Annotated in this window: 21 protein-coding genes and 1 tRNA gene; 15 read left to right on the top strand and 7 right to left on the bottom strand. The window is 72.4% G+C overall.

The features are described from left to right. Positions 1–179: 179 nt before the first annotated feature. From O7604_RS07460 to topA, 4 genes are all read left to right on the top strand, one after another. Positions 180–2,528, top strand: a complete 2,349-nt coding sequence (locus O7604_RS07460; RefSeq protein WP_281579234.1) for a sodium-translocating pyrophosphatase — start codon at positions 180–182, stop codon at positions 2,526–2,528. A 101-nt stretch (positions 2,529–2,629) separates the two neighbouring features. Beyond that, positions 2,630–3,172: a hypothetical protein gene (locus O7604_RS07455; protein WP_269702769.1), complete on the top strand. Its 543-nt coding sequence runs from the start codon at positions 2,630–2,632 to the stop codon at positions 3,170–3,172. Next, positions 3,163–3,771, top strand: coding sequence for a hypothetical protein (locus O7604_RS07450; protein ID WP_281579233.1), 609 nt, complete (start codon positions 3,163–3,165; stop codon positions 3,769–3,771). Before O7604_RS07455 ends, O7604_RS07450 begins: the two co-directional genes overlap by 10 nt. A 269-nt stretch (positions 3,772–4,040) precedes the next feature. Then, positions 4,041–6,911 carry a type I DNA topoisomerase gene (topA, locus tag O7604_RS07445; RefSeq protein WP_281579232.1) on the top strand — a complete coding sequence of 957 codons (2,871 nt, stop codon included), beginning with the start codon at positions 4,041–4,043 and terminating at the stop codon, positions 6,909–6,911. A 46-nt stretch (positions 6,912–6,957) separates the two neighbouring features. Here topA and O7604_RS07440 read toward each other — a convergent pair whose 3' ends face one another. Then, a complete protein-coding gene (locus O7604_RS07440; protein ID WP_269702764.1) occupies positions 6,958–7,878 on the bottom strand; it encodes a DUF559 domain-containing protein in 921 nt (306 codons plus the stop codon). 112 nt (positions 7,879–7,990) lie between these two features. Beyond that, a complete protein-coding gene (locus tag O7604_RS07435; RefSeq protein WP_281579231.1) occupies positions 7,991–9,307 on the bottom strand; it encodes a D-arabinono-1,4-lactone oxidase in 1,317 nt (438 codons plus the stop codon). A gap of 219 nt (positions 9,308–9,526) precedes the next feature. Between O7604_RS07435 and O7604_RS07430 the strand changes: the two genes are divergently transcribed. After that, positions 9,527–10,102 (top strand): TetR family transcriptional regulator, encoded by a 576-nt coding sequence (locus O7604_RS07430; protein ID WP_269706936.1) that lies wholly within the window; start codon positions 9,527–9,529, stop codon positions 10,100–10,102. 80 nt (positions 10,103–10,182) lie between these two features. On the opposite strand, the gene O7604_RS07425 is transcribed toward O7604_RS07430, so the two are convergent. Further along, on the bottom strand, positions 10,183–11,391 hold the full coding sequence (locus O7604_RS07425) for an amino acid deaminase/aldolase (RefSeq protein ID WP_281579230.1): 1,209 nt from the start codon (positions 11,389–11,391) through the stop codon (positions 10,183–10,185). 148 nt (positions 11,392–11,539) lie between these two features. Here O7604_RS07425 and tmk point away from each other — a divergent pair, with 148 nt between their 5' ends. From tmk to O7604_RS07390, 7 genes are all read left to right on the top strand, one after another. Continuing rightward, positions 11,540–13,762, top strand: a complete 2,223-nt coding sequence (tmk, locus tag O7604_RS07420) for a dTMP kinase (protein ID WP_281579229.1) — start codon at positions 11,540–11,542, stop codon at positions 13,760–13,762. Then, complete coding sequence (locus tag O7604_RS07415) at positions 13,759–15,030, top strand: DNA polymerase III subunit delta' (protein WP_281579228.1); 1,272 nt, start codon at positions 13,759–13,761, stop codon at positions 15,028–15,030. The genes tmk and O7604_RS07415 overlap by 4 nt, the downstream gene beginning before the upstream one ends. A 128-nt stretch (positions 15,031–15,158) precedes the next feature. Next, positions 15,159–15,488, top strand: coding sequence for a YbaB/EbfC family nucleoid-associated protein (locus tag O7604_RS07410; protein ID WP_269702756.1), 330 nt, complete (start codon positions 15,159–15,161; stop codon positions 15,486–15,488). Between the two features lies 1 nt (position 15,489). Continuing rightward, positions 15,490–15,795, top strand: a complete 306-nt coding sequence (locus tag O7604_RS07405; protein WP_269702754.1) for a hypothetical protein — start codon at positions 15,490–15,492, stop codon at positions 15,793–15,795. Beyond that, positions 15,795–16,463, top strand: a complete 669-nt coding sequence (locus O7604_RS07400; protein WP_281579227.1) for a hypothetical protein — start codon at positions 15,795–15,797, stop codon at positions 16,461–16,463. The genes O7604_RS07405 and O7604_RS07400 overlap by 1 nt, the downstream gene beginning before the upstream one ends. Positions 16,464–16,723: 260 nt before the next feature. Next, complete coding sequence (gene ricT, locus O7604_RS07395) at positions 16,724–17,566, top strand: regulatory iron-sulfur-containing complex subunit RicT (RefSeq protein WP_269702750.1); 843 nt, start codon at positions 16,724–16,726, stop codon at positions 17,564–17,566. A 427-nt stretch (positions 17,567–17,993) separates the two neighbouring features. Further along, a complete protein-coding gene (locus O7604_RS07390) occupies positions 17,994–19,463 on the top strand; it encodes an IS110 family transposase (RefSeq protein ID WP_281579226.1) in 1,470 nt (489 codons plus the stop codon). Between the two features lie 4 nt (positions 19,464–19,467). Here the strand turns inward: O7604_RS07390 and O7604_RS07385 are convergent, their stop codons facing one another. Then, positions 19,468–21,198: a metallophosphoesterase gene (locus O7604_RS07385; RefSeq protein WP_269702749.1), complete on the bottom strand. Its 1,731-nt coding sequence runs from the start codon at positions 21,196–21,198 to the stop codon at positions 19,468–19,470. 133 nt (positions 21,199–21,331) lie between these two features. Here O7604_RS07385 and O7604_RS07380 point away from each other — a divergent pair. Continuing rightward, a tRNA-Thr gene (locus O7604_RS07380) sits at positions 21,332–21,405 on the top strand. Positions 21,406–21,457: 52 nt separating this feature from the next. Here the strand turns inward: O7604_RS07380 and O7604_RS07375 are convergent. Both O7604_RS07375 and O7604_RS07370 read right to left on the bottom strand, forming a co-directional pair. Beyond that, complete coding sequence (locus O7604_RS07375) at positions 21,458–22,114, bottom strand: hypothetical protein (protein ID WP_281579225.1); 657 nt, start codon at positions 22,112–22,114, stop codon at positions 21,458–21,460. 82 nt (positions 22,115–22,196) lie between these two features. Beyond that, positions 22,197–23,057 carry a helix-turn-helix transcriptional regulator gene (locus O7604_RS07370; protein ID WP_281579224.1) on the bottom strand — a complete coding sequence of 287 codons (861 nt, stop codon included), beginning with the start codon at positions 23,055–23,057 and terminating at the stop codon, positions 22,197–22,199. A 96-nt stretch (positions 23,058–23,153) separates the two neighbouring features. Between O7604_RS07370 and O7604_RS07365 the strand changes: the two genes are divergently transcribed. Together O7604_RS07365 and O7604_RS07360 are read left to right on the top strand one after the other, a co-directional pair. Beyond that, a complete protein-coding gene (locus tag O7604_RS07365) occupies positions 23,154–23,876 on the top strand; it encodes an SDR family oxidoreductase (protein WP_281579223.1) in 723 nt (240 codons plus the stop codon). Between the two features lies 1 nt (position 23,877). Continuing rightward, complete coding sequence (locus O7604_RS07360; protein WP_281579222.1) at positions 23,878–24,300, top strand: Atu4866 domain-containing protein; 423 nt, start codon at positions 23,878–23,880, stop codon at positions 24,298–24,300. Between the two features lie 27 nt (positions 24,301–24,327). Here O7604_RS07360 and O7604_RS07355 read toward each other — a convergent pair whose 3' ends face one another. After that, positions 24,328–25,155: a TrmH family RNA methyltransferase gene (locus O7604_RS07355; protein WP_281579221.1), complete on the bottom strand. Its 828-nt coding sequence runs from the start codon at positions 25,153–25,155 to the stop codon at positions 24,328–24,330. Positions 25,156–25,211: the final 56 nt, after the last annotated feature.

Below are 25,211 nucleotides of genomic sequence, written 5' to 3'. Positions count from 1 at the left end.
TGTGACCTCCGCCACGCCGGAGGGCTACAGTACCCGGGTTGTCAGCAAGTGATCCCGTCCCGTAGCCAGCGGGAACGGTCCGCCGGGGTGAGTTGGCGCGCGCTTGCGAGTCCGCATTCAGGCGTCGGCCCGTGCGTCTCCACGGGTCGGCGCGAGTTGTTCGGTACAGGAGGACATAGATGTCCGGGACCTTGGCCGCCGACGGCGGCGCACTGTCCCTTACCGGAGCCAACGTGACGTACGTCGTCATCGCCGCGGTCATCGCGCTGGTGGCGCTCGTCTTCGCGGCCGCCCTCACCAGGGCGGTCCTGGCGGCCGGTAAGGGAACCACCAACATGCAGGAGATCTCCGGCGCGGTGCAGGAGGGCGCGTCGGCGTACCTGCTGCGGCAGTTCCGCACGCTGGCGATCTTCGTGGTGATCGCCGTCGTGCTGCTCTTCCTGCTGCCGGTGCACGACACCGACGGCAACGAAACGCTGGTGAAGGTCGGCCGCTCGGCGTTCTTCGTGGTGGGTGCGCTGTTCAGCGCGTTCATCGGCGGCGCCGGCATGTGGCTGGCCACCCGCGCCAACCTGCGGGTGGCGGCGGCCGCGCGGGAGCGAGAAGGCGGCCGTGAGGGCGCCATGAAGATCGCCTTCCGCACCGGCGGCGTGGTCGGCTTCCTCACCGTCGGCCTCGGCCTGTTCGGTGCGGCGCTGGTCGTGCTGATCTTCCGGGGCGACGCCCCGACCGTGCTGGAGGGCTTCGGCTTCGGCGCCGCGCTGCTCGCCATGTTCATGCGGGTCGGCGGCGGCATCTTCACCAAGGCCGCCGACGTCGGCGCCGACCTGGTCGGCAAGGTCGAGCAGGGCATCCCGGAGGACGACCCGCGCAACGCCGCCACCATCGCCGACAACGTGGGCGACAACGTCGGCGACTGCGCCGGCATGGCCGCCGACCTGTTCGAGTCGTACGCGGTCACGCTCGTCGCGGCGCTGATCCTCGGCCGGGCCGCGTTCGGCGAGACCGGTCTGGTCTTCCCGCTGATCATCTCCACCATCGGCGTGCTGGTCGCGATCGTCGGCGTCTTCATCACCCGGCTGCGCGCGAGCGACCGCAACGGCCTGACCGCCATCAACCGGGCCTTCTACCTGTCCGCGCTGATCGCCGCCGTGCTCGTCGCGATCGCCGCCTTCGCGTACCTTCCGGCCACGTTCGCCGAGCTGGAGGGCGGGCTCACCGACGTCGACCGCAACCCGCGGCTGGTGGCCATCGGCGCGGTCGTGATCGGTATCGTGCTGGCCGCCGCGATCCAGGCGCTCACCGGCTACTTCACCGAGACCAACAGGCGCCCGGTGCAGGACATCGGCAAGAGCTCGCAGACCGGCGCGGCCACCGTCGTCCTCGCCGGCATCAGCGTCGGCCTGGAGTCGGCTGTCTACTCGGCGCTGCTGATCGCCGCGGGCGTGTTCGGCGCGTTCCTGCTCGGTGGCAGTTCGATCACGCTGTCGCTGTTCGCGGTCGCACTGGCCGGCACCGGCCTGCTGACCACCGTCGGCGTCATCGTCGCGATGGACACGTTCGGCCCGATCTCGGACAACGCCCAGGGCGTGGCCGAGATGTCCGGCGATATCGACGAGCACGGCGCGCGGACGCTCACCGAGCTGGACGCCGTCGGCAACACCACCAAGGCGATCACCAAGGGCATCGCGATCGCCACGGCGGTGCTGGCCGCCACGGCGCTGTTCGGGTCGTACACCGACACGCTGCGCTCCGCCTACGAGGATGCGGGCGTGGGCGACGTCGGGAGCGAGATCCTGAACTCGCTCAACGTGTCCAACCCGCGCAACCTGGTCGGCCTGATCATCGGCGCCGCGGTGGTCTTCCTCTTCTCCGGCCTGGCCATCAACGCGGTCTCCCGCTCGGCCGGGGCCGTGGTGATGGAGGTACGCCGCCAGTTCCGCGAGCTGCCCGGCATCATGGACCGCACCCAGCGGCCCGAGTACGGCAAGGTCGTGGACATCTGCACCCGGGACGCGCAGCGCGAGCTGATGACCCCCGGCCTGCTGGCCATCCTGGCCCCGATCGCTGTCGGCTTCGGCCTCGGCCCGGGCGCGCTGGCCGCGTACCTGGCCGGTGCGATCGGCGCGGGCACGCTGATGGCGGTGTTCCTGGCCAACTCCGGTGGCGCCTGGGACAACGGCAAGAAGCTGGTGGAGGACGGCGCGTACGGCGGCAAGGGCTCCGACGCGCACGCCGCCACGGTCATCGGCGACACCGTCGGCGACCCGTTCAAGGACACCGCCGGCCCGGCGATCAACCCGCTGCTCAAGGTGATGAACCTGGTCTCGCTGCTGATCGCCCCGGCCGTGGTGGCCTGGAGCGTGGGCGACGACAAGAACAACCCGCTGCGCATCACGATCGCCGTGGTCGCCGCGCTGATCATCGCGGCGGCGGTGGTGTTCAGCAAGCGCAAGGGCGTGGCGATGTCCGACTCGGACAGCGACGCCGGCACCCCGGACCAGCGTCCGGAGACGGTGAACGCCTGATCGCACGCGACGGTTCCCGGCCGGCCCCGGCCGGCCGGGAACCCCGGGTCCGGCAAACCTGACCGGTGGCGGTTCCGCCCGGAGGTCGTACGCTGCAACGCATGCGTACGCGCCGGGCGGCAACCGCCGGAAAGCTCACGGTGGTCCTGGCCACGCTGGTCCTCGTGGTCACCGGATGCGGCGGCGGTCCCAACCCCCGGGTCTGGGCCGCGTCGGTGTGCCAGGCGCTCACCCCGTGGCGCGCGGAGATCTCCAAGCTGACCAGCAGCACGCAGCAGCAGATGACCGCGCAGACCACTCCGGCGCAGGCCAAGGAGAACCTGGTCCGGCTCTTCGCCGGCGCCGAACAGGCCAGCGAGACGGCCCGGCGCAAGGTCGAGGAGGCGGGCGTGCCCGAGGCCGAGCGCGGCGCCGAGGTGTCCGCCGGGTTCCTGGGGTCGCTGAGCAAGATGCGTGACGCGTACGGCCGGGCCCGGGACACCGTCGACCGGCTCGACACCGCCCAGGCCGGTCCGTTCTACGACGGCGTGCGCGCCGCCGTGGACACGCTCAACAAGGAGTACGACGCGAGCGCGCTGGACACCAGCAAGCTCAACTCGACCGAGCTGAAAGAGGCCTTCGACGAGGTCCCGGAGTGTCGCTGACCCCTCCCACCCCGAAACCGGCCCGCCAGCCCTCGCTGTTCTCCACCGAGGCGGCCGATCCCGCGCTGGCGGATCTCGCCGGCCTGCTCGCCGGGCCGGGTGAGGTGGGGCGGATGGGCGGCACGGCCCGCATCTCCGTCGTGGTGGACGCCGCCTGGCGGGTGCACGTGCTGGTGGCCGAGCTGGCCGCCCGGGGCGTGCCGGCGAGCTGGGAGCCGACCGAGGACGGGCGACACCGGGTGCGCACCGCGTACACGAGCATGCTGGCGCCGCTCGCGCGGGCCTGGCTGCGCGGCGCGGCGAAGCGGCCACCGGCCCGCTTCCACCTGGACGGACGCCGGCTGCGGCTCTGGGCGGCGGCGGCCGGCACGGCCGAACCGGCCGGGTTCCGGCTGCGGCTCGGACCGGCCGACGAGCAGTCCTGGCCGGTGGTCCGCGCCGCCCTGGCGGCGGTGGGCCTGCCGGCCGCGTTCGTGGAACCGGACGAGGGCGGGCCCGCGTTCCGGATCGGCGGGCGGCGCATGTCGCGACTCGCCGAGCTGGTGGGCGAACGGCCGGCCACGGCTCCGGCGACGGAGTGGCCCGGGTCGCACGGCTGACCGTCCGGTGTCCGAACCCGGACACCCGGGAACGACTCCGCCGGGTGTACGCGATCGTCACAGTGACACGCCTGCCGCCCTACCCACGGTGTACCGTGACGCCGTCCGGCAGGGTGCGGCCGGCGGTCGCCGGGAGGGCGGCCCGTTTGCCGCCCACGAAACCCGGAACGCGGACGGCGCGTTACGTTGGACATCCGGACCGCCTGTGGTCCGGGTGGCGCAACACGGCCCGAAGCGGGCATGGCGTAGGAGTGAGGTCGGGGAGAGACGTGCCGAGCAACGCTGGAACCACCCGTCTGGTCATCGTCGAGTCTCCGGCGAAGGCCAAGACGATCTCGGGCTACCTCGGCCCGGGGTACGTCGTGGAGGCCAGCTTCGGCCACGTCCGGGACCTGCCCCGCAACGCCGCCGACGTCCCGGCGAAGTACAAGGGTGAGCCGTGGGCGCGCCTCGGCGTCGACGTCGACAACGGCTTCCACGCGCTCTACGTGGTCTCGCCCGACCGTAAGCAGCAGATCAGCAAGCTGGTGAAGCTGGCCAAGGAGGTCGACGAGATCTTCCTGGCGACGGATGAGGACCGCGAGGGCGAGGCCATCGCCTGGCACCTGGTGGAGACGCTCAAGCCCAAGGTGCCGGTCAAGCGGATGGTCTTCCACGAGATCACCAAGCCGGCCATCCAGGCCGCGGTGGCGAACCCCCGGGAGATCGACCGCGACCTGGTCGACGCCCAGGAGGCGCGGCGCATCCTCGACCGCCTCTACGGGTACGAGGTCTCGCCGGTGCTGTGGAAGAAGGTCATGCCGAAGCTCTCGGCGGGCCGGGTGCAGTCCGTGGCGACGCGGATCGTGGTCGAGCGGGAGCGCCAGCGGATGGCGTTCCGCACCGCCGAATACTGGGACATCCTGGCCACGCTCGCGGTGGCGAAGCCGGGCGAGGGTCCGCGCACGTTCAACGCCACGCTCGTCGCGCTGAACGGCGACCGGATCGCCACCGGCAAGGACTTCGAACCGACCACGGGTCGCGTTCGCGCCGGCGCGGGTGTCGTGCACCTCGACGAGGGCGGGGCCCGAGGGCTCGCCGCCCGACTGGCCGACCAGCCGTTCACGGTCACCCGGGTCGAGGAGAAGCCCTACCGCCGCCGCCCGTACGCGCCGTTCATCACCTCCACGCTCCAGCAGGAGGCGGCCCGCAAGCTGCGGTTCTCGTCGCAGCAGACGATGCGCACCGCGCAGCGCCTGTACGAGAACGGCTACATCACCTACATGCGTACCGACTCGGTGAACCTGTCCGAGACGGCCATCGCAGCCGCCCGCCGGCAGATCGTCGAGCTGTACGGCGAGCGCAGCGTGCCGCCGGAGCCGCGCCGCTACACCGGCAAGGTGAAGAACGCCCAGGAGGCGCACGAGGCGATCCGCCCCGCGGGCGACAACTTCCGCACTCCCGGCGAGGTGGCCAAGGAGCTGTCCGCCGAGGAGTACAAGCTCTACGAGCTGATCTGGCGGCGCACCATCGCCTCGCAGATGACCGACGCGGTCGGCTCCAGCGTGTCGGTGCGCATCCGTGCCGTCTCCTCCGCCCAGGAGGAGGCCGACTTCGGCGCGACCGGCAAGACCATCACCGACCCGGGCTTCCTGCGCGCGTACGTCGAGTCCAGCGACGACGAGAACGCCGAGGCGGAGGACGCCGAGCGGCGGCTGCCCACGCTGGTCAAGGACCAGCCGCTCACCGCCGACGAGCTGGCCGCGCAGGGCCACCACACCCAGCCGCCCGCCCGCTACACCGAGGCGTCGCTGGTCAAGGCGCTGGAGGAGCTGGGCATCGGCCGGCCCTCCACGTACGCGTCGATCATGCAGACGATCCAGGACCGCGGATACGTGGTGAAGCGCGGCCAGGCCATGATCCCGTCGTTCCTGGCGTTCGCGGTGATCGGGCTGATGGAGCGGCACTACCCGCGCCTGATCGACTACGACTTCACCGCCAGCATGGAGAACGAGCTGGACGAGATCGCCGGTGGTGACCACGCCGCCGTCGACTTCCTCACCTCCTTCTACTTCGGCAGCACCAACGGCACCGGTGACCAGGCCATCGCGCACGCCGGTGGGCTGAAGAAGCTGGTGACCGAGAACCTCAGCGAGATCGACGCGCGCAGCGTCAACTCCATCCCGCTGTTCACCGACGACGAGGGCCGCGAGGTCGTCGTCCGGGTCGGCCGGTACGGGCCGTACCTGCAGCGGGCGCTGCCCGGCTCGGTTTCGGGCCCGGGTTCGGCCTCGGCCTCGGCCTCGGCCTCGGGTGAGAGTGAGGGCGAGGAGGGCGGCTCGCAGGGCGACCGGGCGCCGATCCCGGAGGGCCTCGCGCCGGACGAGCTGACCCCGGAGAAGGTGCACGAGCTGTTCCTCGGCGGTGGCGGTGAGCGCAAGCTCGGCGACGACCCGTCGACCGGCGAGCCGATCCTGCTCAAGTCCGGCCGGTTCGGCCCGTACGTGGCCAGCGGCGAGCGCAAGTCCTCGCTGCTGCGCTCGCAGTCGCCGGACAGCCTCACCCTGGAGCAGGCGTTGCAGCTGCTCCGCCTGCCCCGGCTGATCGGCGTGGCCCCGGACGGCACCGAGGTGTTCGCCAACAACGGCCGCTACGGCCCGTACGTCAAGCGCGGTGACGAGTTCCGCTCGCTGGACTCGGAAGACAAGATGTTCACCGTCACGCTGGACGAGGCGCTGGCGTTGCTGGCCGCCCCGAAGACGCGTCAGCGCCGGGCCGCCGCACCGCCGCTGCGGGAGATGGGCAACGACCCGCTCACCGAGAAGCCGCTGGTGATCAAGGACGGGCGCTTCGGGCCGTACGTGACGGACGGCGAGTTCAACGCGTCGCTGCGGCGCGGGCAGACGCCGGAGGAGCTGACGCTGGAGCAGGCGTCGGAGATGCTGGCCGAGAAGCGCGCGAAGGGCCCGGCGCCGAAGAAGAAGGCCGCTCCGGCGAAGAAGACCACAGCGGCCAAGAAGACGGCGGCGAAGAAGACGACGGCCGCGGCGAAGAAGACCACGGCCGCCAAGGCCACGACGGCTGCCAAGGCCACGGCGGCGAAGAAGGCCCCCGCGAAGAAGGCCGCCCCCAAGAAGGCGACCTCAACCCCGAAGGAGTGACCTTGGTACGGAGCCGCCCCTGGAAGGGCGTGTCCGTACCAAGATCTCAGCCGGGCCAGCCTGCGGATCGCAGGGCGGCTCGTAACTGGGTCACGACTCGGGTGGGGTTGGTGCGGACGGCCCAGGCCGGGAAGCGGAGCACCCGGTCACCGGCGGCCCACATGTCGTTCTGCCGCTGCATGTCCGCCCAGGCGGCCCTCGGATCGAGGTGCTGCCCGCCGTCGATCTCGACGTGCACCCGCCACCGCTCGAACCAGACGTCCAGGTAACGCCGCCGCCCGTTGGCGTCCCGGCGGACGACCTGAAGGGACGGCTCGGGCAGCCCGGCCCGGCGGACGAGGTCGAGGAAGTCGAGTTCGGCGAGGGAGTGGGCGCCGCCCGCCGCGTCCGTGGCGGTCGCCAGGATCAGCCGACGCCGCCGTGCGCGGGGGAGTCGTTCCAGCACCCGGTGTAGGTCGTCACCCCAGACCAGGCGTTGCTGGAATCCTGCGGCGATGACAGCCCGTGCCTCCTCGTCGGTCGCCGCCCACTGTGCCGCGTCGACGAGCGAGCGGGCCGGCATGGTCCGGCGGGGTTGGCCGACGGTGAGTACATCCTCCGGCGGCAGGACTGTGGTGCGGTGGATCCGTACCCCAGGTGGCAGCACCCGGGTCTGGTGCCGAGCAGGCAGCAGCAGATGGATCAGGCGGCTCTCGTAGCGCCTGAGTCCCCAGCACTGTGCCGCGGTCAGCCCGCCCAACGTCGCGGCCGGGCCCGCCGCCAGCACCGCGACCCAGCGTTGCTCCTCCGGGCCGACGGGACCGTCATGGGTGACGTAGACCCGGGGGTGCACCTGCTGCCACCGTCCGCTGGCGACTCGGTGCCGGATCGCCTTCTCGGACAGGAACCGTCGAGCCTGCGCCGCTCCCAGCACCCGTCGCTGACGAAACAGCAACCAGCTCAGCTCGTCCGCGAAATCCCCCGGCATCTCCACACCGGCAACCCCACCCGAACAGCACCCGTCTTGGCTGTCCCTGTGGACAGCCGCCGAGATCTTGGTACGGAAACGCCCTTCCACGGGCGCCCTCGTACCAAGATCCTTAGGAGCCCAGGACCTGGGACAGGTAGGGGTTCTTGAAAAGGTTGTGGGGGTCGAGGCGGGAGCGGACGGACTGGAAGTCGGCGAATCTCGGGTAGGCCGTCGCCAGGGACTCGGCGGTGCGCCAGTGGAGCTTGCCCCAGTGCGGGCGGCCGCCCAACTCCGTCGCCACCTCCTCGAACGCGCGGAAGTACGGCTCGTACGGCATACCCACGTACTGGTGCACGGCGATGTACGCCGAGTCCCGCCCGTACGAGTGGGACAGCCAGATGTCGTCGGCGGCGGTGAACCGCACCTCGACCGGGAACAGCACCTTGAACGGCAGCCGGTCGACGATCCGGCGCAACTCGGCCAGCGCGGTCGGAAGCGCCTCGCGCGGCAGGCCGTACTCCATCTCCACGAAGCGGACCCGGCGCGGCGTGCAGAACACACGGTCGGAGCGGCCGGTGTAGGTGCGTTCGGTGAGCGCGCGGGCGGAGACGGCGCTGATCGTGGGTGCGAGGGCGGGTACGGCGCGGCCGAGGCGGCAGGCGCCGGCGAAGACGGTGTTGGAGAGGAACTCGTCGTCCAGCCAGCCGCGCCAGCCGGGCAGCGGCCGGTCGTCGGCGGGTACCCGGTCGTTGGTCTTGACCTGCACCCGGTCGGTGTAGGGGAACCAGTAGAACTCGGCGTGGTCGTGCGCGTCGTAGAGGCCGGGCAGGTCGTCGAGCACCTCGGCGAGCGGGGCCGGGCGTTCGTGCGCGCGCAGCACGAAGGCGTCCACGCAGCGCAGCGTGACCTCGACCAGCACGCCGACCGCGCCGAGCCCGACCCGGGCGGCGTCGAAGACGTCGCGGTTCTCCTCGGCCGAGCAGCGCAGCACCTCGCCGGTGCCGGTGACCAGTGTCAGCCCGGCCACGAAGGTGGACAGGCAGCCCAGTTTCGCCCCGGTGCCGTGGGTGCCTGTGGAGAGCGCACCGGCGATGGTCTGGGCGTCGATGTCGCCCAGGTTCGGCATCGCGAGGCCGTGCCCGGCGAGCAGTTCGTTGAGCGTGTGCAACGTCATCCCGGCCGGTACGGTGACCAGGCGGCGCGCCACATCGACTGTGACGTCCGTCTCCAGCGCGGCGAGGTCGATGCGGTGCCCGTCGGCGACGGCGGTGGCGGTGAAGGAGTGGCCGCTGCCGGTGGCCCGGATGGTCCGGCCCGCCGCGGCGGCCTGGCGAACCGCCTCGACGACGTCGGAGACGCTACGCGGGCGCACGGTGAGGAGCGCGGTGCTGTGCTGGTTGCCGGCCCAGTTGGACCAGGTGGCGGTGGTACCGGACATGGCTGCCACTCCTCGACATGAATATGAACTGAATTCATATCAGGAACGTTGTGCCTGGTAAATACCGCAATCGAGCCCGGCTCGTTGTACCGGTAGTCACAGACTCGTGACGTGCAGATATGTTCATCCGTCGAAGGGGGGTGGCGCCGAGTGTCCACACCAGCCGCCACGACCGGGCCGCTGCGTCGGGTACCGGTGCAGGGTCGAAGTGTCGCGCGGGTCCAGCGGATGCTGGACGCCTGCGCCGAGCTCGTCGACGAGGTGGGGTACGAAGGGCTGACCACGACCCTGCTCGCCGAGCGCGCCGAGGTGGCGATCGGGTCGGTCTACCAGTTCTTTCCGGACAAACGGGCGATCGTGCAGGCACTGACCCTGCGCACCATGGAGTCCTACCTCCAGCGGCTCGACGAGCGGTTCTCCTCGGACGACCTGACCCACTGGTGGGACGGGGTCGACGCGGCGATCGACGAGTACATCTCGATGCACCGCACCGTGCCCGGCTTCCGTACCTTGCACTTCGGCGACGTGGTCGACCTGCACCTGCTGGACGACCAGCGGGACAACAACGGGGTGATCGCGGAGCAGCTCGCCCGCGTACTCACCGAGCGTTTCGGCCTGGCCGGGGTGCCCGACCTGCGGTTCCACCTGGAGGTCGCGGTGGAGGCCGCCGACGCCCTGATCAAGCTGGCCTTCCGCCGCCGCACCGACGGCGACGAGCGGGTGCTGGCCGAGGCCAAGGCGCTCATCCGGGAGTACCTGCACCGGCAGGTGAACGCCCCCACGGAGGCCGTCCACCAGGGCTGAGCGGCACGCCGAGCGGCGGGTTCCCGAGAGTGCGCCGGGACCCGCCGTCGTCACGCGGTAGGGCGGAGCCCCGGGGTGGCTCAGAGGAAGGCGTGCCCCTCGCCCCGGTAGGTCGGCGCGGTGGCGACCACCGCGTCCCCCTCGATCAGGTGCACCTCGTTGACGTGCTCGCACAGCTCGCCGGCCTTGGCGTGACGGAACCACACCCGGTCTCCGACGCGCAGGTCGTCGGCGGTCTTTCCGGCCAGCGGGGTCTGCACCTCGCCGGCGCCCTCCGCGCCGAGCAGCTTCAGCCCGGCCGGCAGCCACGGCTGCGGCAGCCGACTGTCCGCCGCCGGACCGGAGGCGATCCAGCCGCCGCCGAGCACCGTGGCCAGCCCGGGTGCCGGGCGGCGGACCACCGCGCAGGCGAAGAACGCCGCCGGGGCCGGCTGCCAGGCACGGTACGCGTCGAACAGCGTCGGCCCGTACAGGCCGGAGCCCGCGGTGACCTCGGTGACCGCGGGGTCCGCGCTGGTGGCGGCCACGCTGCCGGTGCCGCCGCCGTTGACGAACTCCAGGTCGGCGTGTTCGCGTACCGCGCTGACCGCGGCCGATCGGCGTGCGAGCAGTTCCCGGTACGACCCGCGCTGCGCGACCCGGATCGCCGAGCCGAGCATCGCCTGTCCGGGCGGCGCGTCGCCGAGGCCGGCGATCTGTGCCTCGTACGACATCAGGCCGACCAGCCGGAAGCCCGGCCGCCCGGCGACGGCGGCGGCGAGCGCGCCGGCCGCCGTGGCGCTGTGCACCGGGGAGCGGCGCACGCCGACGTGCACCCGGCCGCCCAGCGGGCGCCAGGAGGCGTCCAGGTCGAGGCAGATCCGCAGTGCGGGGCGGCGCGCGGGCGGGCACACCTGGTCGATCAGGTCGAGCTGTGCGGTGTCGTCGACCATCAGCGTGACGGCGTCGGCGAGCGCCGGGTCGGCGGCCAGGTCGGCGAGGCCGCCCCGGTGGGCCGTCGGATACGCCACGAGCACGTCGTCGCTGACCCCGGAGCGGACTAGCCACAGCGCCTCGGGCAGCGTGAAGGCCATCACGCCGTGCCACCCGGGCCGCTTGAGCGCCCGGGTCAGCAGCTCGCGGACCCGTACCGACTTGCTCGCCACGCGCAGCGGCTTGCCGCCCGACCGCCCGGCGAGCGCCTCGGCGTTGGCGTCGAACGCGGTGAGGTCGACAACGGCGTACGGCGGGTCGAGATGAGCGGTCGCCCGGTCGAGACGATCGCGAGTTTTGTCACGGTCGATGGCCACGTCTGCACGCTAACTGTCTGGACGGCAATGCGAAATACCCTCGCGTCTGTCCGGGCTGCGGGCGGTGGTCCCGGCGGCCTAGGCTCGGCGAGCAGGCGAATGTCGCGGGGGACGACCCCTCCTGCGCGACTAGAGTGTTCCACCGGGGATGCCCAGACCTGGGCCGGCACGTGGAGGTACGGCCATCGAAAGCCAGAACAACGGCGAGTCGCCCGGCGTGTCGTCCGGGACAGCCGCCGACCACTCCGGCGTCGCCGCCATCCGGTCGGTGCTGCGCATCCGGCCGTTCCGCAGGCTGTGGATCGTGCTCAGCGCCGCCTCCTTCGGCGACTGGCTCGGCCTGCTGGCCACCGCGCTGTTCGCCGCCTCCCAGGTTTCCGGCAGCACCGCCCAGGGCGCCGCGTTCGGTGGCGTGACCGCGATCCGGCTGCTCCCGGCGCTGGTGCTCGGCCCGGTGGCCGGTGTGTTCGCCGACCGGTTCGACCGCCGGTGGACCATGGTCATCTGCGACCTGCTGCGCTTCGTGCTGTTCGCCTCGATCCCGCTGTACGCGCTCACCGGCGCCGCGGGCGGGCTGGTGGTCGGCTGGGCGCTGATCGCCACCTTCCTGATCGAGTCGATCACGTTGATGTGGATCCCGGCCAAGGAGGCGGCGGTCCCCAACCTCATCCCGCGTACCCGGCTGGAGGCGGCCAACCAGCTCACGCTGATCACCACGTACGGCCTGACACCGGTGGCCGCGGCCATCGCGCTGGCCGTGCTGGACCGCGGCGTCCGGGGTGCGGTCGGCGGCGACCTGCCCGACTGGGCCGAACCGGCCCAGCTCGCGCTCTGGTTCAACGCCTTCTCCCGGCTGGCCACCGCGCTCGTGGTGGCGTTCGGGATCAAGGAGATCAGCCACGCCCAGCGCGCCGAGGCGGAGCGCTCCGAGCAGAGCATGTTCCGGCAGTTCTCCGAGGGCTGGAAATACATCGGCCAGACCCCGCTCGTGCGCGGCCTGGTGCTGGGCATCTTCGGCGCGTTCGCCGGCGGCGGCATCGTGGTCGGCACCGCCAAGTTCTTCGCCAACTCGCTCGGCGCCGGTGACGCCGCGTTCTCGCTGCTCTTCGGCGCGATCTTCGTCGGCCTGGCGCTCGGCATCGGGCTCGGGCCGATGATCGTGCGGGACATGTCCCGCCGCCGCTGGTTCGGCATGAGCATCGTGCTCGCCAGCGCCTCCGTGCTGGTGCTCGCCTTCGCCATCCACCTGTCGATGGCCATCCTCGGCGCGATCCTGGTCGGCGCGGGCGCCGGCATGGCGTTCCTGGCCGGCACCACGCTGCTCGGCGGCGAGGTGGCCGACGAGGTGCGCGGCCGGGTCTTCGCGGTGGTGCAGATCGGCACCCGGCTGGTGCTGATCCTGGCCATCGCGCTGAGCAGCCTCCTGGTCGGCGTCGGCGGCTCCCGCCAGCTCACCATCGCCGACCTGGGCATCTCCATCTCCTCGACCCGGCTGCTGCTGCTCGCCGCCGGCGCGGCCGGCATCATCGCCGGCATCAGCGCGTTCGGCCAGATGGACGACAAGAAGGGCGTACCGGTCCTCGCCGACCTGTGGGGCTCGATCCGGGGCCGCCCGCTGATGCCGGCCGAGCCGTTCGTCTCCAGCGGCCTGTTCGTGGTCTTCGAGGGCGGCGAGGGCGCCGGCAAGTCCACCCAGCTCGCCGAACTCGCCGAGCGGCTGCGCGCGCAGGGCCGCGACGTGGTGGTCACCCGCGAGCCGGGCGCCACGCCGGTCGGCGAGCGGATCCGCTCCCTGGTGCTCGGCACCACTCCCGGCGAGGCGCCGTCGCCGCGCGCCGAGGCGCTGCTCTACGCCGCCGACCGGGCGCACCACGTCGCCACCGTCGTCCGTCCGGCGCTCGTGCGCGGCGCGGTGGTGATCAGCGACCGGTACGTCGACTCGTCGCTCGCCTACCAGGGCGCCGGCCGGACGCTTCCGGTGGACGAGGTCTCCTGGCTCTCGTCCTGGGCCACCGGCGGCCTCAAGCCCGACCTGGTGGTGCTGCTCGACGTCGAGCCGCGTACCGGCCTGAGCCGGGTCGAGGACCGCAACGAGGGCACCGACCGGCTGGAGGCCGAGTCGCTGACGTTCCACGAGCGGGTCCGGTACGCCTTCCTCGACCTCGCCGCCGGCGACCCGAAGCGATACCTGGTGCTCGACGCGTCCCGCCCGATCGACGAGACCGCCGACGCGGTCGCCCGCCGGGTGGGCGAGCTGCTCACCGACCCGGCCGGCATCGTGCACCCCCGTCCGGCGCAGGGCCCGGACACCTCGGTCCAGCCCGAGTTATCCGACGCGGAGCTGGTGACGATGGAGCAACCCCGACGATGACCGGCGTCTTCGGCGATCTGGTCGGGCAGGACGAGGCGGTGGCCATGCTGCGGCGGGCCGCCGCCTCGGCCGCCGCCCTGCTGCGCGCGCCGGTGACGGTGCCCGCGGGCGGGTACGACGACCTCGACGCGCTCGCCGAGGAGCACGACGGCGACCCGGGCCCGGCCGCGCCGGCCGACCCGGGCGCCGGGATGACCCACGCCTGGATCTTCACCGGCCCGCCCGGATCGGGCCGCTCGGTGGCCGCCCGCGCGTTTGCCGCCGCCCTGGAGTGCGTGCACGGCACCGGGTGCGGGAGCTGCCCCGGCTGCCACACCACGCTCACCGGCACCCACGCGGACGTGCGCCTCGTGGTGCCCGAGGGCCTGTCCATCGGCGTCAACGAGATGCGCGCGCTGGTGCTGCGGGCGGCCAGCGCGCCCTCCGGCGGCCGGTGGCAGATCGTGATCATCGAGGACGCCGACCGGCTCACCGAGGCCGCCGGCAACGCGCTGCTCAAGGCGATCGAGGAGCCGCCGCCGCGTACCGTCTTCCTGCTCTGCGCCCCGTCCACCCACCCGGACGACGTCTCCGTGACCATCCGGTCGCGCTGCCGCGTCGTACCGCTGCGGCAGCCGCCGCCGGCCGCGGTGGCCGAGGTGCTGGTCCGCCGCGACGGCATCGCGCCGGACGTGGCCGAGTGGGCCGCCGCGGCGGCGCAGGGGCACGTGGGCCGGGCCCGGCGGCTGGCCCGCGACCCGGAGGCCCGGCAGCGGCGGGACGCGGTGCTGGCCGTACCGCGTCGGCTGACCGGCGTGGGCGCGGCGTTCGACGCGGCCTCGGCGCTGATCGAGGCCGCCGAGGCGGAGGCCGCCGCCTCGGTCGCCGAGATCGACGAGGCGGAGCGTACGGCGTTGCAGACCGCGCTCGGCGCGGGCGGCACCGGCCGGGGCGCGGCCGGCGCGATGCGCGGCGCGGCCGGCCAGCTCAAGGACCTGGAGAAGCGGCAGAAGTCGCGGGCCACCCGGGCCCAGCGGGACGCGCTCGATCGCGCCCTGGTCGACCTGGCCGGGTTCTACCGGGACGCGATCGTCATGGCGCTGCGGGCGCCGGTCGCCCCGGTGCACACCGACACCGCGTCGCTCGCCGGGGCGGGCGCGCAGAAGTGGGACGCCGAGGGCTCGCTGCGCCGCCTGGAGGCGGTGCTGGAGTGCCGCGCGGCCATCGAGGCCAACGTCAAGCCGCGGATCGCGGTGGAGGCGATGATGCTGGCCCTCTGGCGCGGCTGAACCGGCCCCTTCCGCACTGTCCACAGGGCATCGACACGCGCGATTGGCGTGCGGTACGGTCCGGTGATGCCGCGGTGACCGAGGCGGCACGCTCAGTGAAGGCCGGACCGGCCGGGAGGAGTCCGCCGATGCCGCGGGGCGAGATCGACGAGGCCTGGATCGAGGAGGCGGTGCGGCGCTACCGCCGGATCGAGAACCTGCAGGCCGAGTTCGACCAGGCGGTCGCGACGGTCGAGGTCACCGTCCGCTCACCCGACGGGCTCGTCGAGGTGGTGGTCACCGCCGGCGGGCGGATCACCGACGTGCGTTTCCTCGGGGCGCTGCACCACCGCAGCCCGCGCGACGTGGCCGGTTCGGTGCAGGCCGCGGTGACGGCTGCCGCCGACGCGGCGCAGTGGGCGCGGGAGAAGCTGCACAACGAGACGTTCGCGGCCTACCGGCCGCTGGCGGGGGCCTGACATGGAGACGCTGCGTGCGCTGGCCGCCCGTCTCGACGAGGCCGGCGCGACCCTCGCCACCCTCTCGCGCACGGTGACCGCCACCGACCCGCCGCACCCCGCGTTCGGCGCGGACGCCACCGGCCGCCCCGGCGAGGTGGGCCGCGCGCTGCACCGTCAGTGGACCCTGGCCACGGCCGACCGGGCACGCGAGGCGCAGGCCGCCGCCGTCCGGCTGGCCGCCGCCGCGGCGGCACTGCGCAGTGCCGCCGACCGCTACGCCGCGGCCGACGACGCGGTCGCCCGGCGGATGGCCCGGGAGGCCTGATGGACGCGCTCGACCGCCTCGCCGAGCCGGGGCTCGACCTGCTCGCCCGCGTCGACACGCTGCTGGCCGCCGGCGCACCCGAGGGGCACCGGCTCTGGCCGCTGCTGCGCCGCATGCAGGTGCTCCCCGGCGCGGCCGTGCGCGAGTTCCTCGACCTGCATCCCGCGCCGCTGACCGGCGCCGGCCACGCCGTGCGCCGGCTCGTCCGGGGGTACGACGACACCTGCGCCGTGCTGGCCGACCAGGTCGCCTGGTCCGGTGCCGCCGCGTCGGCGTACGACGAAGCGCGTGCCGCCCTGCTGCGGCACCTGGACGAAGGCCCGGACAGCTTGGTCGGGCGGCTGGAGTCGACGGCGGGCTACGCCGACGCGCTGGCCGGCTGGGTGGAGGGCAGCCGGGCCGCGCTTGCCCGGGCGCTGGCCGAGGTGCTGGGCTCGGCGGAGGCGGTGGCGGTGCACGCGGCGACACGGCCCGGTGCCGGGGCCGGACGGGCCGGGGCGTCGGCCGCGGCCGAGATCGCCACCCGGATCCTGGGTGTGCTGGGGGTGGCCTACGACGGCGCGGAGACGCTGCTGCGCCAGTGGGGGCCGAGCCTGGCCGAGACACAGTGGCGGGACCGCGCCATCACCGGCCCGCGCTACGGCGGCACCACCCGCATCGGCTACTGACGGTCCACGGCGTCGCGCGCCGATCCGGCCGTGGCCGGGTGACGGCGGCGACGCCGTGGCCTTCCCCTGCACCCCCCGCAGGTATGCCTTCACTCAACGCGCCCGGGCGGTGTTTGTCAGGGGCCCGTCGGAGATTCAGCCGTCCGGGCGAGGCGAAGGGGCCGGTTCGGCCGGGTCAACGACGATGATCGCTGCGGTGGGTGACCGGGCGGCGACTGGTGCGCCGTGCGGCGGGCGTCGATCCGCGTAGGGTGGGGCGTATGGGCATGCTCTGCGCGGTCAGCTTCAACCGGTACGGGCGCCTCTACTACCTCGACCCGGGTGAGCTGCGCCCGCAGGTGGGCGACCGGGTGCTGGTGCCCACCGACGACGGGCCCGAGGTGGCCGAGTGCGTGTGGGCCGCGCAGTGGGTCAGCGAGGACACCGACGGCTTCCCGAAGCTGGCCGGGATCGCCGGCGACGACGACCTGCGCCGCGACGAGATGCTGCGCCGGCGCAAGGCCGAGGCGAAGGTCGCCGCCAAGCGGCTGATCCGCGAACACGGCCTGCCGATGAAGGTGGTCGCCGTCGACCACGTCCTGGCCACGCCGGAGAACGGCAGTGACCGCACCACGATCTACTTCACCGCGCCGCACCGCGTCGACTTCCGCTCGCTGGTCCGCGACCTGGGCGCCACGCTGCACTGCCGGGTCGAACTGCGGCAGCTCTCCGCCCGCGACTCCGCCCGGGTGCAGGGCGGCATCGGCTCCTGCGGTCGTGACCTGTGCTGCGCCACGTTCCTGACCGACTTCGAGCCGGTGACCATCCGGATGGCGAAGGACCAGGACCTGCCGCTCAACCCGCTGCGCATCTCGGGGGCGTGCGGGCGGCTGATGTGCTGCCTGAAGTACGAGCACCCGCTGTATCAGAAATTCCAGGAGACGGCCCCGGCGGTGGGCAGCCGGGTGTCCACGCCACAGGGCGAGGGCAAGGTGGTCGGCCACAGCGTCCCGCGCGACGCGGTGACGGTCCGGCTGGACGCGGACGGCTCCCGCTCGATGTGCTCCCGCGCGTCGGTGTGCGGCCCCAGGCAGGCCCACGACCAGCACTACCCCCAGCCCTGACCCGCTGCCTCTCCTCCCACCCTGTCTTTCTCCGTCGATCATGAAGTTGGCGGTCGAAATGGTGATCGACTTTGCCGCCAACTTCATGATCAACGGGGTGAGTCGGCCGGGTGGGGTCATGTAAGGAACTCCGGTGCTTGATCAGCGCGGGGGTCCTGGGATTGCATGAGCATCCCGGTTGGTCCGGTGGGTGGCGTCGAGTTGGGGTCTGAGGGAGAGCCTCGTACCGCTGATTGCCACCGCTGGTCTGGCCACGGATGCCCCGGATGAGGGAAGTGGGTCGGCCCTGTTGAGGTCGGGCCCGGTTGCAGCACATGAGTGGGAGCCGTCGTCGGATTGCTCTGCCTCCTTGGGACCGTGGCTGTTGTGCGGTGTTCCCGCGCGGATCGCCGGAGTAGGTGGTTGGTCGGTGCGCGGGAGGCGGCAAGTGCAGCGCAGGTTGGTCGGTATCGATCTGGGGATCGCGTCGGCGCACACGGTGCGGGTGCGTGACGAGGCCGGGCAGGAGGTGTGCAGGCGGCGGTGCGAGCCGACGCTGCAGAGTCTGACCGCGATTGAGACGGCGGCGCTGGCAGGCGCCGAGGCCGGGACTCGGTTGGAGGTGGTGATGGAGCCGACCGGGCCAGCGTGGTTGCCGATCGCGGTGTTCTTTACCGCCCGCGGGCATCTGGTGTTCCGGGTGTCGAGTGCGAAGGCCGCGGATCTGCGTCGATTCCTGTCGCGGCATGCGAAGTCCAACGGCATCGACGCGGACACCCTGGCCCGGCTGCCGTTGATCGATCCGGACGGGTTGCGGCCCCTGGAACTGCCGGATGCGGCCGCGGCGGCACTGGACCGGCGGGTGCGGGCGTGTGATCGGCTGACGATGGCCGCGTCCGAGCACAAGGTGCGGATCAAGGACCTGGTCCGGCAGGTGATGCCGTGCACGCCGCTGACCGGTGATCTGGGCAAGGCCGATCTGGCGGTGCTGGAACGCTACGCCGACCCGCGTGCGCTGCTACGGCTCGGGCGGGCCCGGCTGACCGCGCTGATTGTCAAAGCGTCGAACAACCACCAGGGTCAGGCGCGGGCCGAGTTGTGGCTGGTCGCCGCCCGGGCCGCGGTCGACCTCTACGGTGAGCATCCGGCGGTCGCGTTCAGCGACCTGGCCGCGGAGATCGCGACCGAGGTGCGGCTGCTACGCGCCATCGACGCCGAACTGGCCTCGCACGCGGCCGAGCGGGAATCCTGTTACCGGTGGGTGGACCCGATGCAGCTGGCCCGCAGCCTGCCCGGCCTGGCCGAGGTCGGCGGACCGGCAATGACCGCGGTGATCGGTGACGCCGCCCGGTTCCCGACGGCGGCGCACTTCAAGTCCTACCTCGGACTCGCGCCGCGGGCGTCGGAGACCGGTGACACCAACCGCAAGGGCCAGCCGATGTCCAAGGCCGGCTCCCGGCTCGCCAGGGCCACCCTGATCCGGGCCGCGGACTGGGCCCGCAAGCAGGATCCCCAGCTCGCGCGGGTCTACCACCAGCAGATGGTCGAACGCGGCGCCGAGCACCTCAAGGCCAGCTGCGTCGTCGCGGCCCGGCTCGCCGAACGGCTCTGGGCCGTGATGCGCCGCCGCATGCCTTACGTGATCTGCGACCTCGACGGCACCCCGGTCACCCCACAGCAGGCGAAACAGCTCATCACCGAACAGTGGACCGTCCCCGCCAGCGTCCGCGCCCGCCGGCGCAGCACCAAAACCACCGACACGAAGGCGGGGAAGGCCCCTCAACGAGTCCTCGCGGGACATGTCAGGTCAGACGCGCAAAGCGCCGACAAACGAGGCGACCTTCCCCGCCAACGATCGTCCAACCAGCCGACCTACAAGGTCAAGCCGGCCACCACCTTGACAGCCGATCCCCGATAGGGAATCAGCGGATGACGATGGGGGGTTCGGCGAGGCGGGGGGTCAGCGGGGTCTTCGGGGTCAGCCAGGAGGCGGTGGGGGACTGGTCGGGGTTCAGCTGCCAGTCGTGGGACACCTTGTCGACGGCGATCGGGTAGATCGTCAGCGTGCCGTCCCTGTCGATCCGGAGGCGCAGGAACGCCTTCGAGTCCTCGATGCCCTGCCCCGCGAACAGCTCGTTCAGGTTCACCCCGAAGGCGCCCGCCACCAACAGGTAGAGCGCGACGACCTGGCTGGCGACCAGCCCGCTCACCGGGCCGTACAGCACCACGGCGGCGACCGCCGGCAGCGGCCACGGCCAGTCGTAGAACGGCAACTGCAACCAGACCCACGTGCCGCCGGCGGCGAGGGCGATCTGGGCCAGCCCGTGCGCCACCCCGAGGATCCAGTGCCGGGCGTGCCGTTTCCCGCCCGCCGTGGGCGGCTTGGCGAAGAACACCGCGCCCATCATTGCCACCACCAGCATGATCGCCAGCGGCACGCTGAACAGCCGCTGCTCGGTGGTGCCCACCCGCTGCACCGCCACCCCGGCCATCGCCAGCATCAGCAGCGTGTGCAGGGTTCCGAGCAGCGTGGTGAAGCCCGGGTTACGGAACGGCAGCCGGGCGAAGATCCCCCAGCCGTACCGGCGGGAGCGCGCCTTGTCCGGGTAGCGCGCCGCCAGGTCGTACTCCTGGGTGTTGCTGGCCCGGCGGGTCAGCGTGTCACGCGGCGGGACCTCCAGCTTCTCCGGCAGCCGGTGCGTGGGGTAGAGGTAGGCGCCGCCACCGCCGCACGTGATGAGCTGCCGGTCCGTCCCGGCGTAGCGGGCGTAGTGGTGCAGGTCGCCGGAGATCAGCACCCGCACCTGCGCGCCGGTGGGCGCGACGAGGGTACGGATGAAGTAGTCGATCGAGTCGTACGCGTTGGGGTGGTCGACGGCCTTGACCCACGTCGGCGCCGGCACCGCCAGGATCACCTTGGACTCCGGGGTGAGCTTGCGGGCCACCTCGTCGAAGTAGGTGAGCTGCGGGTCGTCCAGGTAAGAGCCGGACTGGTCGTCGAGGCCGAGCAGCCACCAGCCGGCCGGCAGCTCGACGGCGAAATACGAGCGGGACTGGCCGGTGCCCCAGCCGCCGAAGTGCCGGTCCCGGGTACGCACGAACAGGCGCAGGAACGCGGTCAGCCCGTCGTACCAGTCGTGGTTGCCCGGCACCGCGAACAGCGTCGGCTGCTCCGGCGGGGCGACAGGCAGCGCAGACTGGTACGGGCCCTTGCAGCGGTCCTCGTACGCCTCGTAGCCCGCCGCCGGGTAGACCTGATCGCCGCCCATCACCAGCGTCTGCGCGCGAGGAAGGCGATGCCCGTCCACCGTCAGTTCCGGTTGGGCGAGCAGGTACGCCACCGAGTACGTGGCGTCGAAGCCGTCACCCAGGTCGGCCACGTAGTCCAGCCAGAGCCCACCGTCCGGCCCGACCTGCCGGAACGTGCCGTCGCCGAACGCGTTCTGCAACTCGCGCTTGTCCAGGTACGCCCCGAACAGCATCGCCAGCAACGTCCGCAGGCCGGTGCTGATCAGCAGCAGTGGCGCGAGCCAGGGCACCGGCCGGCGCGGGGTGAAACCCAGCTCCCGGGGGTCGATGCTGCGGGGGCGGCGGGTCGCCCGCTCGCCGGGATGCGCCTCGGGAGCCGGTGGTCGCGGCGGTTCGTCGGTCACCCGCCGCAGGGTAGTCCGGACCGGGCGCGAAGTCTCTCCCGTGGCGGGGTGGATGTGGTCCGATGTCCGGGTTCGGGGGCGGGGGGATCCGGTTCGGCTTCCGGCGGGGCGTGCCGTACACTTGACGATCGTTGCCGCCTTAGCTCAGTCGGCTAGAGCGACGCACTCGTAATGCGTAGGTCGACGGTTCGATTCCGTCAGGCGGCTCGGTACAGAAGCCCAGGTCATCGGCCTGGGCTTCGCCGTTTGCCGAGGCCGATCACCCCGCCGCCGACGGGGTGCCGCTCCGCGAACGCGGCCGGCCGGACAAGACACCGGCAGCCGCCCAGGCCAGCAGTACGCCCATGGTCAGGCCGGGCGGCAGGTACCAGAACGTGAGGAAGCCGGCCGGTGGCGTCAACGGCAGTGCCGCGACGAGCGCCCACGCGACGCGGCGTGGCAGCACACCGCGACGCAGCCCTTGCAGGCCACACCAGACGGTGCCCACCAGCGCCGTCAGCAGAGCCACGAGGTCGAAAATCCACCCGTACCCGGGGCTGTTGTATTCCAGGCCGATCGCGATGGCGGCAGCGAGGAGCCCGTACCGCGTGAGGCGCCGGGGCGTCGCGGTGGCGTGGCCGGTCACCGTCCAGACGAGCGGCAGCGTCAGCAGCACCGACACGAAGAAGGGCCCACGCCAGATCCACGCCGGCTCCCCACCGTCGAACAACGGCAGGTTCTCGGCCATCCATCGCGCGGGAGCGGGGAGAGAGCCGACGGCTCGGCCGCCGCCGACCTCCCACTGCGTGGCCATCGCGGCGCCGAGCACCGCGGCGACCAGCGGCGCGAGAATCGCCAGGGCGCGCCGCCAGCGGGCGACCGCCCATCTGCCCGGGTCGGCGCGATCGGGTACGTGCCGCGGATGCTCCTGTCGCATCGGATGATCGTCCTCGCGCCGCTGGGAAATCCCATCAGGAGAACAGTCGGGATCACCAGTAGCGTTTCGGCTGTAATCGCGGTTACGAGGCCGCCCGTGCTCTTCTGCCCGGAGCGGGCAGGTCGGCGGCGACCGTGCCCAGCAGCGCCAGCGCCTGCGCCGAACGGCTGCCGGCCTCCGCCTGGTAGACGACCATCTGCTGGCCGGTCGCGCCCGCGACGGTGAGCGAGTCGTACGTGAGGGTCAGCTCGCCGACGTCGTGATGGTGGAACAGCTTCGCCTCGTGCGTCTTTCCCCGTACGTCGTGACGGGCCCACAGCCGGCGGAACTCCGGGCTCTTCAGCGAGAGTTCCCCGACCAGTTCGGTGAGCCGCGCGTCGTCGAGCATGTCGGCTGCGGCGGCCCGCAGCGCGCCCAGGCTGGACCGCGCGACCCGGTCCCAGTGGGGATAGAAGGAGCGGGCCGCCGGGTCGAGGAAGACGAACCGGACGAGGTTGGGCTCGTCGGCCTCGAACAGCGCGGCGAACAGGGCGCGTCCGAGCCGGTTGGCGGCAAGCACGTCCATCCTGCGGTCGATGATCAGCGCGGGTGTGTGCAACCAGCCGTCCATCAGGCGCAGCAGGCTCGGCCGGACGGTCTCCCGCGTACCCCGGCGGACAGGCTTGCGGCCGATCCTGGCCAGCAGGTGCAGATGCGCCGCCTCCTCGGCGTCGAGTCCGAGGGTGCGGGCCAGCGCGTTCAGCATCTGTTCCGACGGGTGCTGTTCCCGCCCCTGCTCCAGGCGGGCGTAGTAGTCGGTGCTGACCCCGGACAGCTGGGCGACCTCCTCGCGCCGCAGACCCGGCGTCCGGCGTTGGCCGGAGGAGACGATGCCGGCCTCCGCCGGGCTGGTTGTCTCCCGCCGGGCGCGCAGGAACTCGCCGAGCGGATTGATGCCGTCCACCACCCCAACATAACCGCGATCGACCGGCCGCCAGGCGGCTCAGCCGGGGTGTGACGCACCCTGGTTGCGGCCGGCCGTACTCCGCACCGTGGACTCATGGAATCCACACCGAAGGTCGTTCTGGTCACCGGCGCGAGCAGCGGCATCGGCGAGGCGACCGCACTACGCCTGGCCGCCGAGGGGCACGCTGTGGTCGCGGGCGCGCGGCGCCGCGAGCGGCTCGCCGCGCTCGCCGAACGGCACGACAACATCAGGGTACGGCGGCTCGACGTGACCGACCGCGACGACGTCACCGCGTTCGTCGACAGTGCGGTGGCCGAGTTCGGACGGGTCGACGTGCTCGTCAACAACGCGGGTCTGATGCCGTTGTCCCGGCTCGACGCCCTGCTGGTGGACGAGTGGGACCGGATGATCGACGTCAACGTCCGGGGCCTGCTGCACGGCGTCGCGTCCGTCCTGCCGGTCTTCCAGCGGCAGGGCAGCGGCCACCTGGTCACCGTCGCCTCGGTCGGCGCGCACGAGGTGGTGCCGACCTCCGCGGTGTACTCGGCGACGAAGTTCGCGGCGTGGGCGATCACCGAGGGTCTGCGACTGGAGGCCGATCCGAGCCTGCGGGTCACCACGATCACGCCCGGCGTCGTCGAGTCGGAACTGGCCGAGTCGATCACCGACCCGGTGGCCCGGGAGGCGATGCGGGAATACCGCCGGAACTCGATCTCACCGGATGCCATCGCGCGGGCCATCTCGTACGCCGTCGGCCAGCCGGCGGACGTGGACGTCAACGAGATCATCATCCGTCCGACCCGGCAGCGAGGCTGACATGTCCGGCATCGATCCCCGCAAGGCCGCCACCGTCTTCCTGGCGGCGGCGCTCACCGGCTGCGGCACGGAGACACCGCCCGGACCGCAGGCCACTCCGTCCGCGACGCAGGCGCGGTTCCCGGTCTCCGGGACCGTTCATCCGTACGTCGGGATGTGGGTCACCGCCGACGGCCACATCCGGCAGGAGTTGCTGCCCGACGGCCGGTACGACGAGGCGCGCGGCGACCGGAGGAGCGCCTACACCGGCCGGTACGAGGTGACCGGCGAGCACATCGACTACTGGGACGACAGCGGGTTCACCGCCGACGGCCGGTTCGATGGCGACGTCCTGCACCACGGCGGCTACCTGTTCTACCGGGAGGGCAGTGCGGCCCACCGAAACGCCGTCGCGGACCGGGCGTCGAATCGCCCGTCCGGATAGGCCGGACAGGGGAGCGCCGGGCGCCCGCTACCGGCGCCCGGCGCGTTGCCGGGCGGCCTCGTACAGCGCCACCGTCCCGGCCGCCGCCGCGTTCAGCGAACTCGCCGCTCCCACGATCGGGATGCGCACCATCCGGTCACTGGCCTCCTGCCAGCCCTTGCTGAGCCCGTGCGTCTCGTTGCCGATCAGCAGGAGAGTGGGACCGGTCAGGTCGTGCTCAGCGACGTCCACGTCCCCGTGCTCGTCCGTACCGATGATCTGGATCTGCGGACGTCCGTCGGCGCGCACCGCGGCGACCCAGTCCAGGACGTCGCGGTGGCCGGCGACGCGCACCACCGGTACGGCGAACAGCGAGCCGGTGCTGGCCCGGACCGCCTTCGGGTCGTACGGGTCGGCGGCGTGGCCCGTGATGATCACGCCGGAGGCGCCGAAGGCGTCGGCGGAGCGGATGAGCGTGCCGATGTTGCCCGGGGTCTTGGGGCGGTCGAAGACCACCACGAGCATGGCCGGCCCGACCGGGATCCGGGCGAGGTCGTCGGCGGGCTGCGCCACCACGGCGAGCACCTCGGGGGACTCCTCGTCCTTGCCGCTCAGCTCCCGCATCAGGTCGGGCGCGAGCGCGACCCGCCGGGCGTCGGCGCGGTCGAGCAGGTCGCGGCACCAGCGGGAGAGGGGTTGCCGGTCCGGGTACAGGAGGGCGCGGATCTGCCAGCCCTGCTCGAGGGCCACGGTGATCGGGCGTACCCCCTGGACCAGGAACTCCCCCGTACGCTGCCGCTTGGTGCGGTTGGTCAGCAGCGCCTGCCACTGCTGGAAGCTCGCGTTGCGGGTGGTGATCGTCAGGGTCTTCGCCACGCAGCCGATTCAACCGCATCAGGTTTCGACGCCACGCGCCGGTGAGGTGGTGACGC

Source organism: Micromonospora sp. WMMA1947, assembly GCF_027497355.1.
GTDB lineage: Bacteria > Actinomycetota > Actinomycetes > Mycobacteriales > Micromonosporaceae > Micromonospora.
This window is presented reverse-complemented; position numbering and strand designations above follow the sequence as displayed.

What these genes read in the sequence shown, in the direction of transcription:
- O7604_RS07360 (WP_281579222.1), top strand. Translation starts at nt 23,878, where the DNA reads ATGTCCGGCATCGATCCCCGCAAGGCCGCCACCGTCTTCCTGGCGGCG.
- O7604_RS07415 (WP_281579228.1), top strand. Translation starts at nt 13,759, where the DNA reads ATGACCGGCGTCTTCGGCGATCTGGTCGGGCAGGACGAGGCGGTGGCC.
- O7604_RS07455 (WP_269702769.1), top strand. Translation starts at nt 2,630, where the DNA reads ATGCGTACGCGCCGGGCGGCAACCGCCGGAAAGCTCACGGTGGTCCTG.
- tmk (WP_281579229.1), top strand. Translation starts at nt 11,540, where the DNA reads ATGCCCAGACCTGGGCCGGCACGTGGAGGTACGGCCATCGAAAGCCAG.
- O7604_RS07410 (WP_269702756.1), top strand. Translation starts at nt 15,159, where the DNA reads ATGCCGCGGGGCGAGATCGACGAGGCCTGGATCGAGGAGGCGGTGCGG.
- O7604_RS07375 (WP_281579225.1), bottom strand. Translation starts at nt 22,114, where the DNA reads ATGCGACAGGAGCATCCGCGGCACGTACCCGATCGCGCCGACCCGGGC.
- ricT (WP_269702750.1), top strand. Translation starts at nt 16,724, where the DNA reads ATGGGCATGCTCTGCGCGGTCAGCTTCAACCGGTACGGGCGCCTCTAC.
- O7604_RS07430 (WP_269706936.1), top strand. Translation starts at nt 9,527, where the DNA reads ATGCTGGACGCCTGCGCCGAGCTCGTCGACGAGGTGGGGTACGAAGGG.
- O7604_RS07400 (WP_281579227.1), top strand. Translation starts at nt 15,795, where the DNA reads ATGGACGCGCTCGACCGCCTCGCCGAGCCGGGGCTCGACCTGCTCGCC.
- O7604_RS07460 (WP_281579234.1), top strand. Translation starts at nt 180, where the DNA reads ATGTCCGGGACCTTGGCCGCCGACGGCGGCGCACTGTCCCTTACCGGA.
- O7604_RS07440 (WP_269702764.1), bottom strand. Translation starts at nt 7,878, where the DNA reads ATGCCGGGGGATTTCGCGGACGAGCTGAGCTGGTTGCTGTTTCGTCAG.
- O7604_RS07405 (WP_269702754.1), top strand. Translation starts at nt 15,490, where the DNA reads ATGGAGACGCTGCGTGCGCTGGCCGCCCGTCTCGACGAGGCCGGCGCG.
- O7604_RS07365 (WP_281579223.1), top strand. Translation starts at nt 23,154, where the DNA reads ATGGAATCCACACCGAAGGTCGTTCTGGTCACCGGCGCGAGCAGCGGC.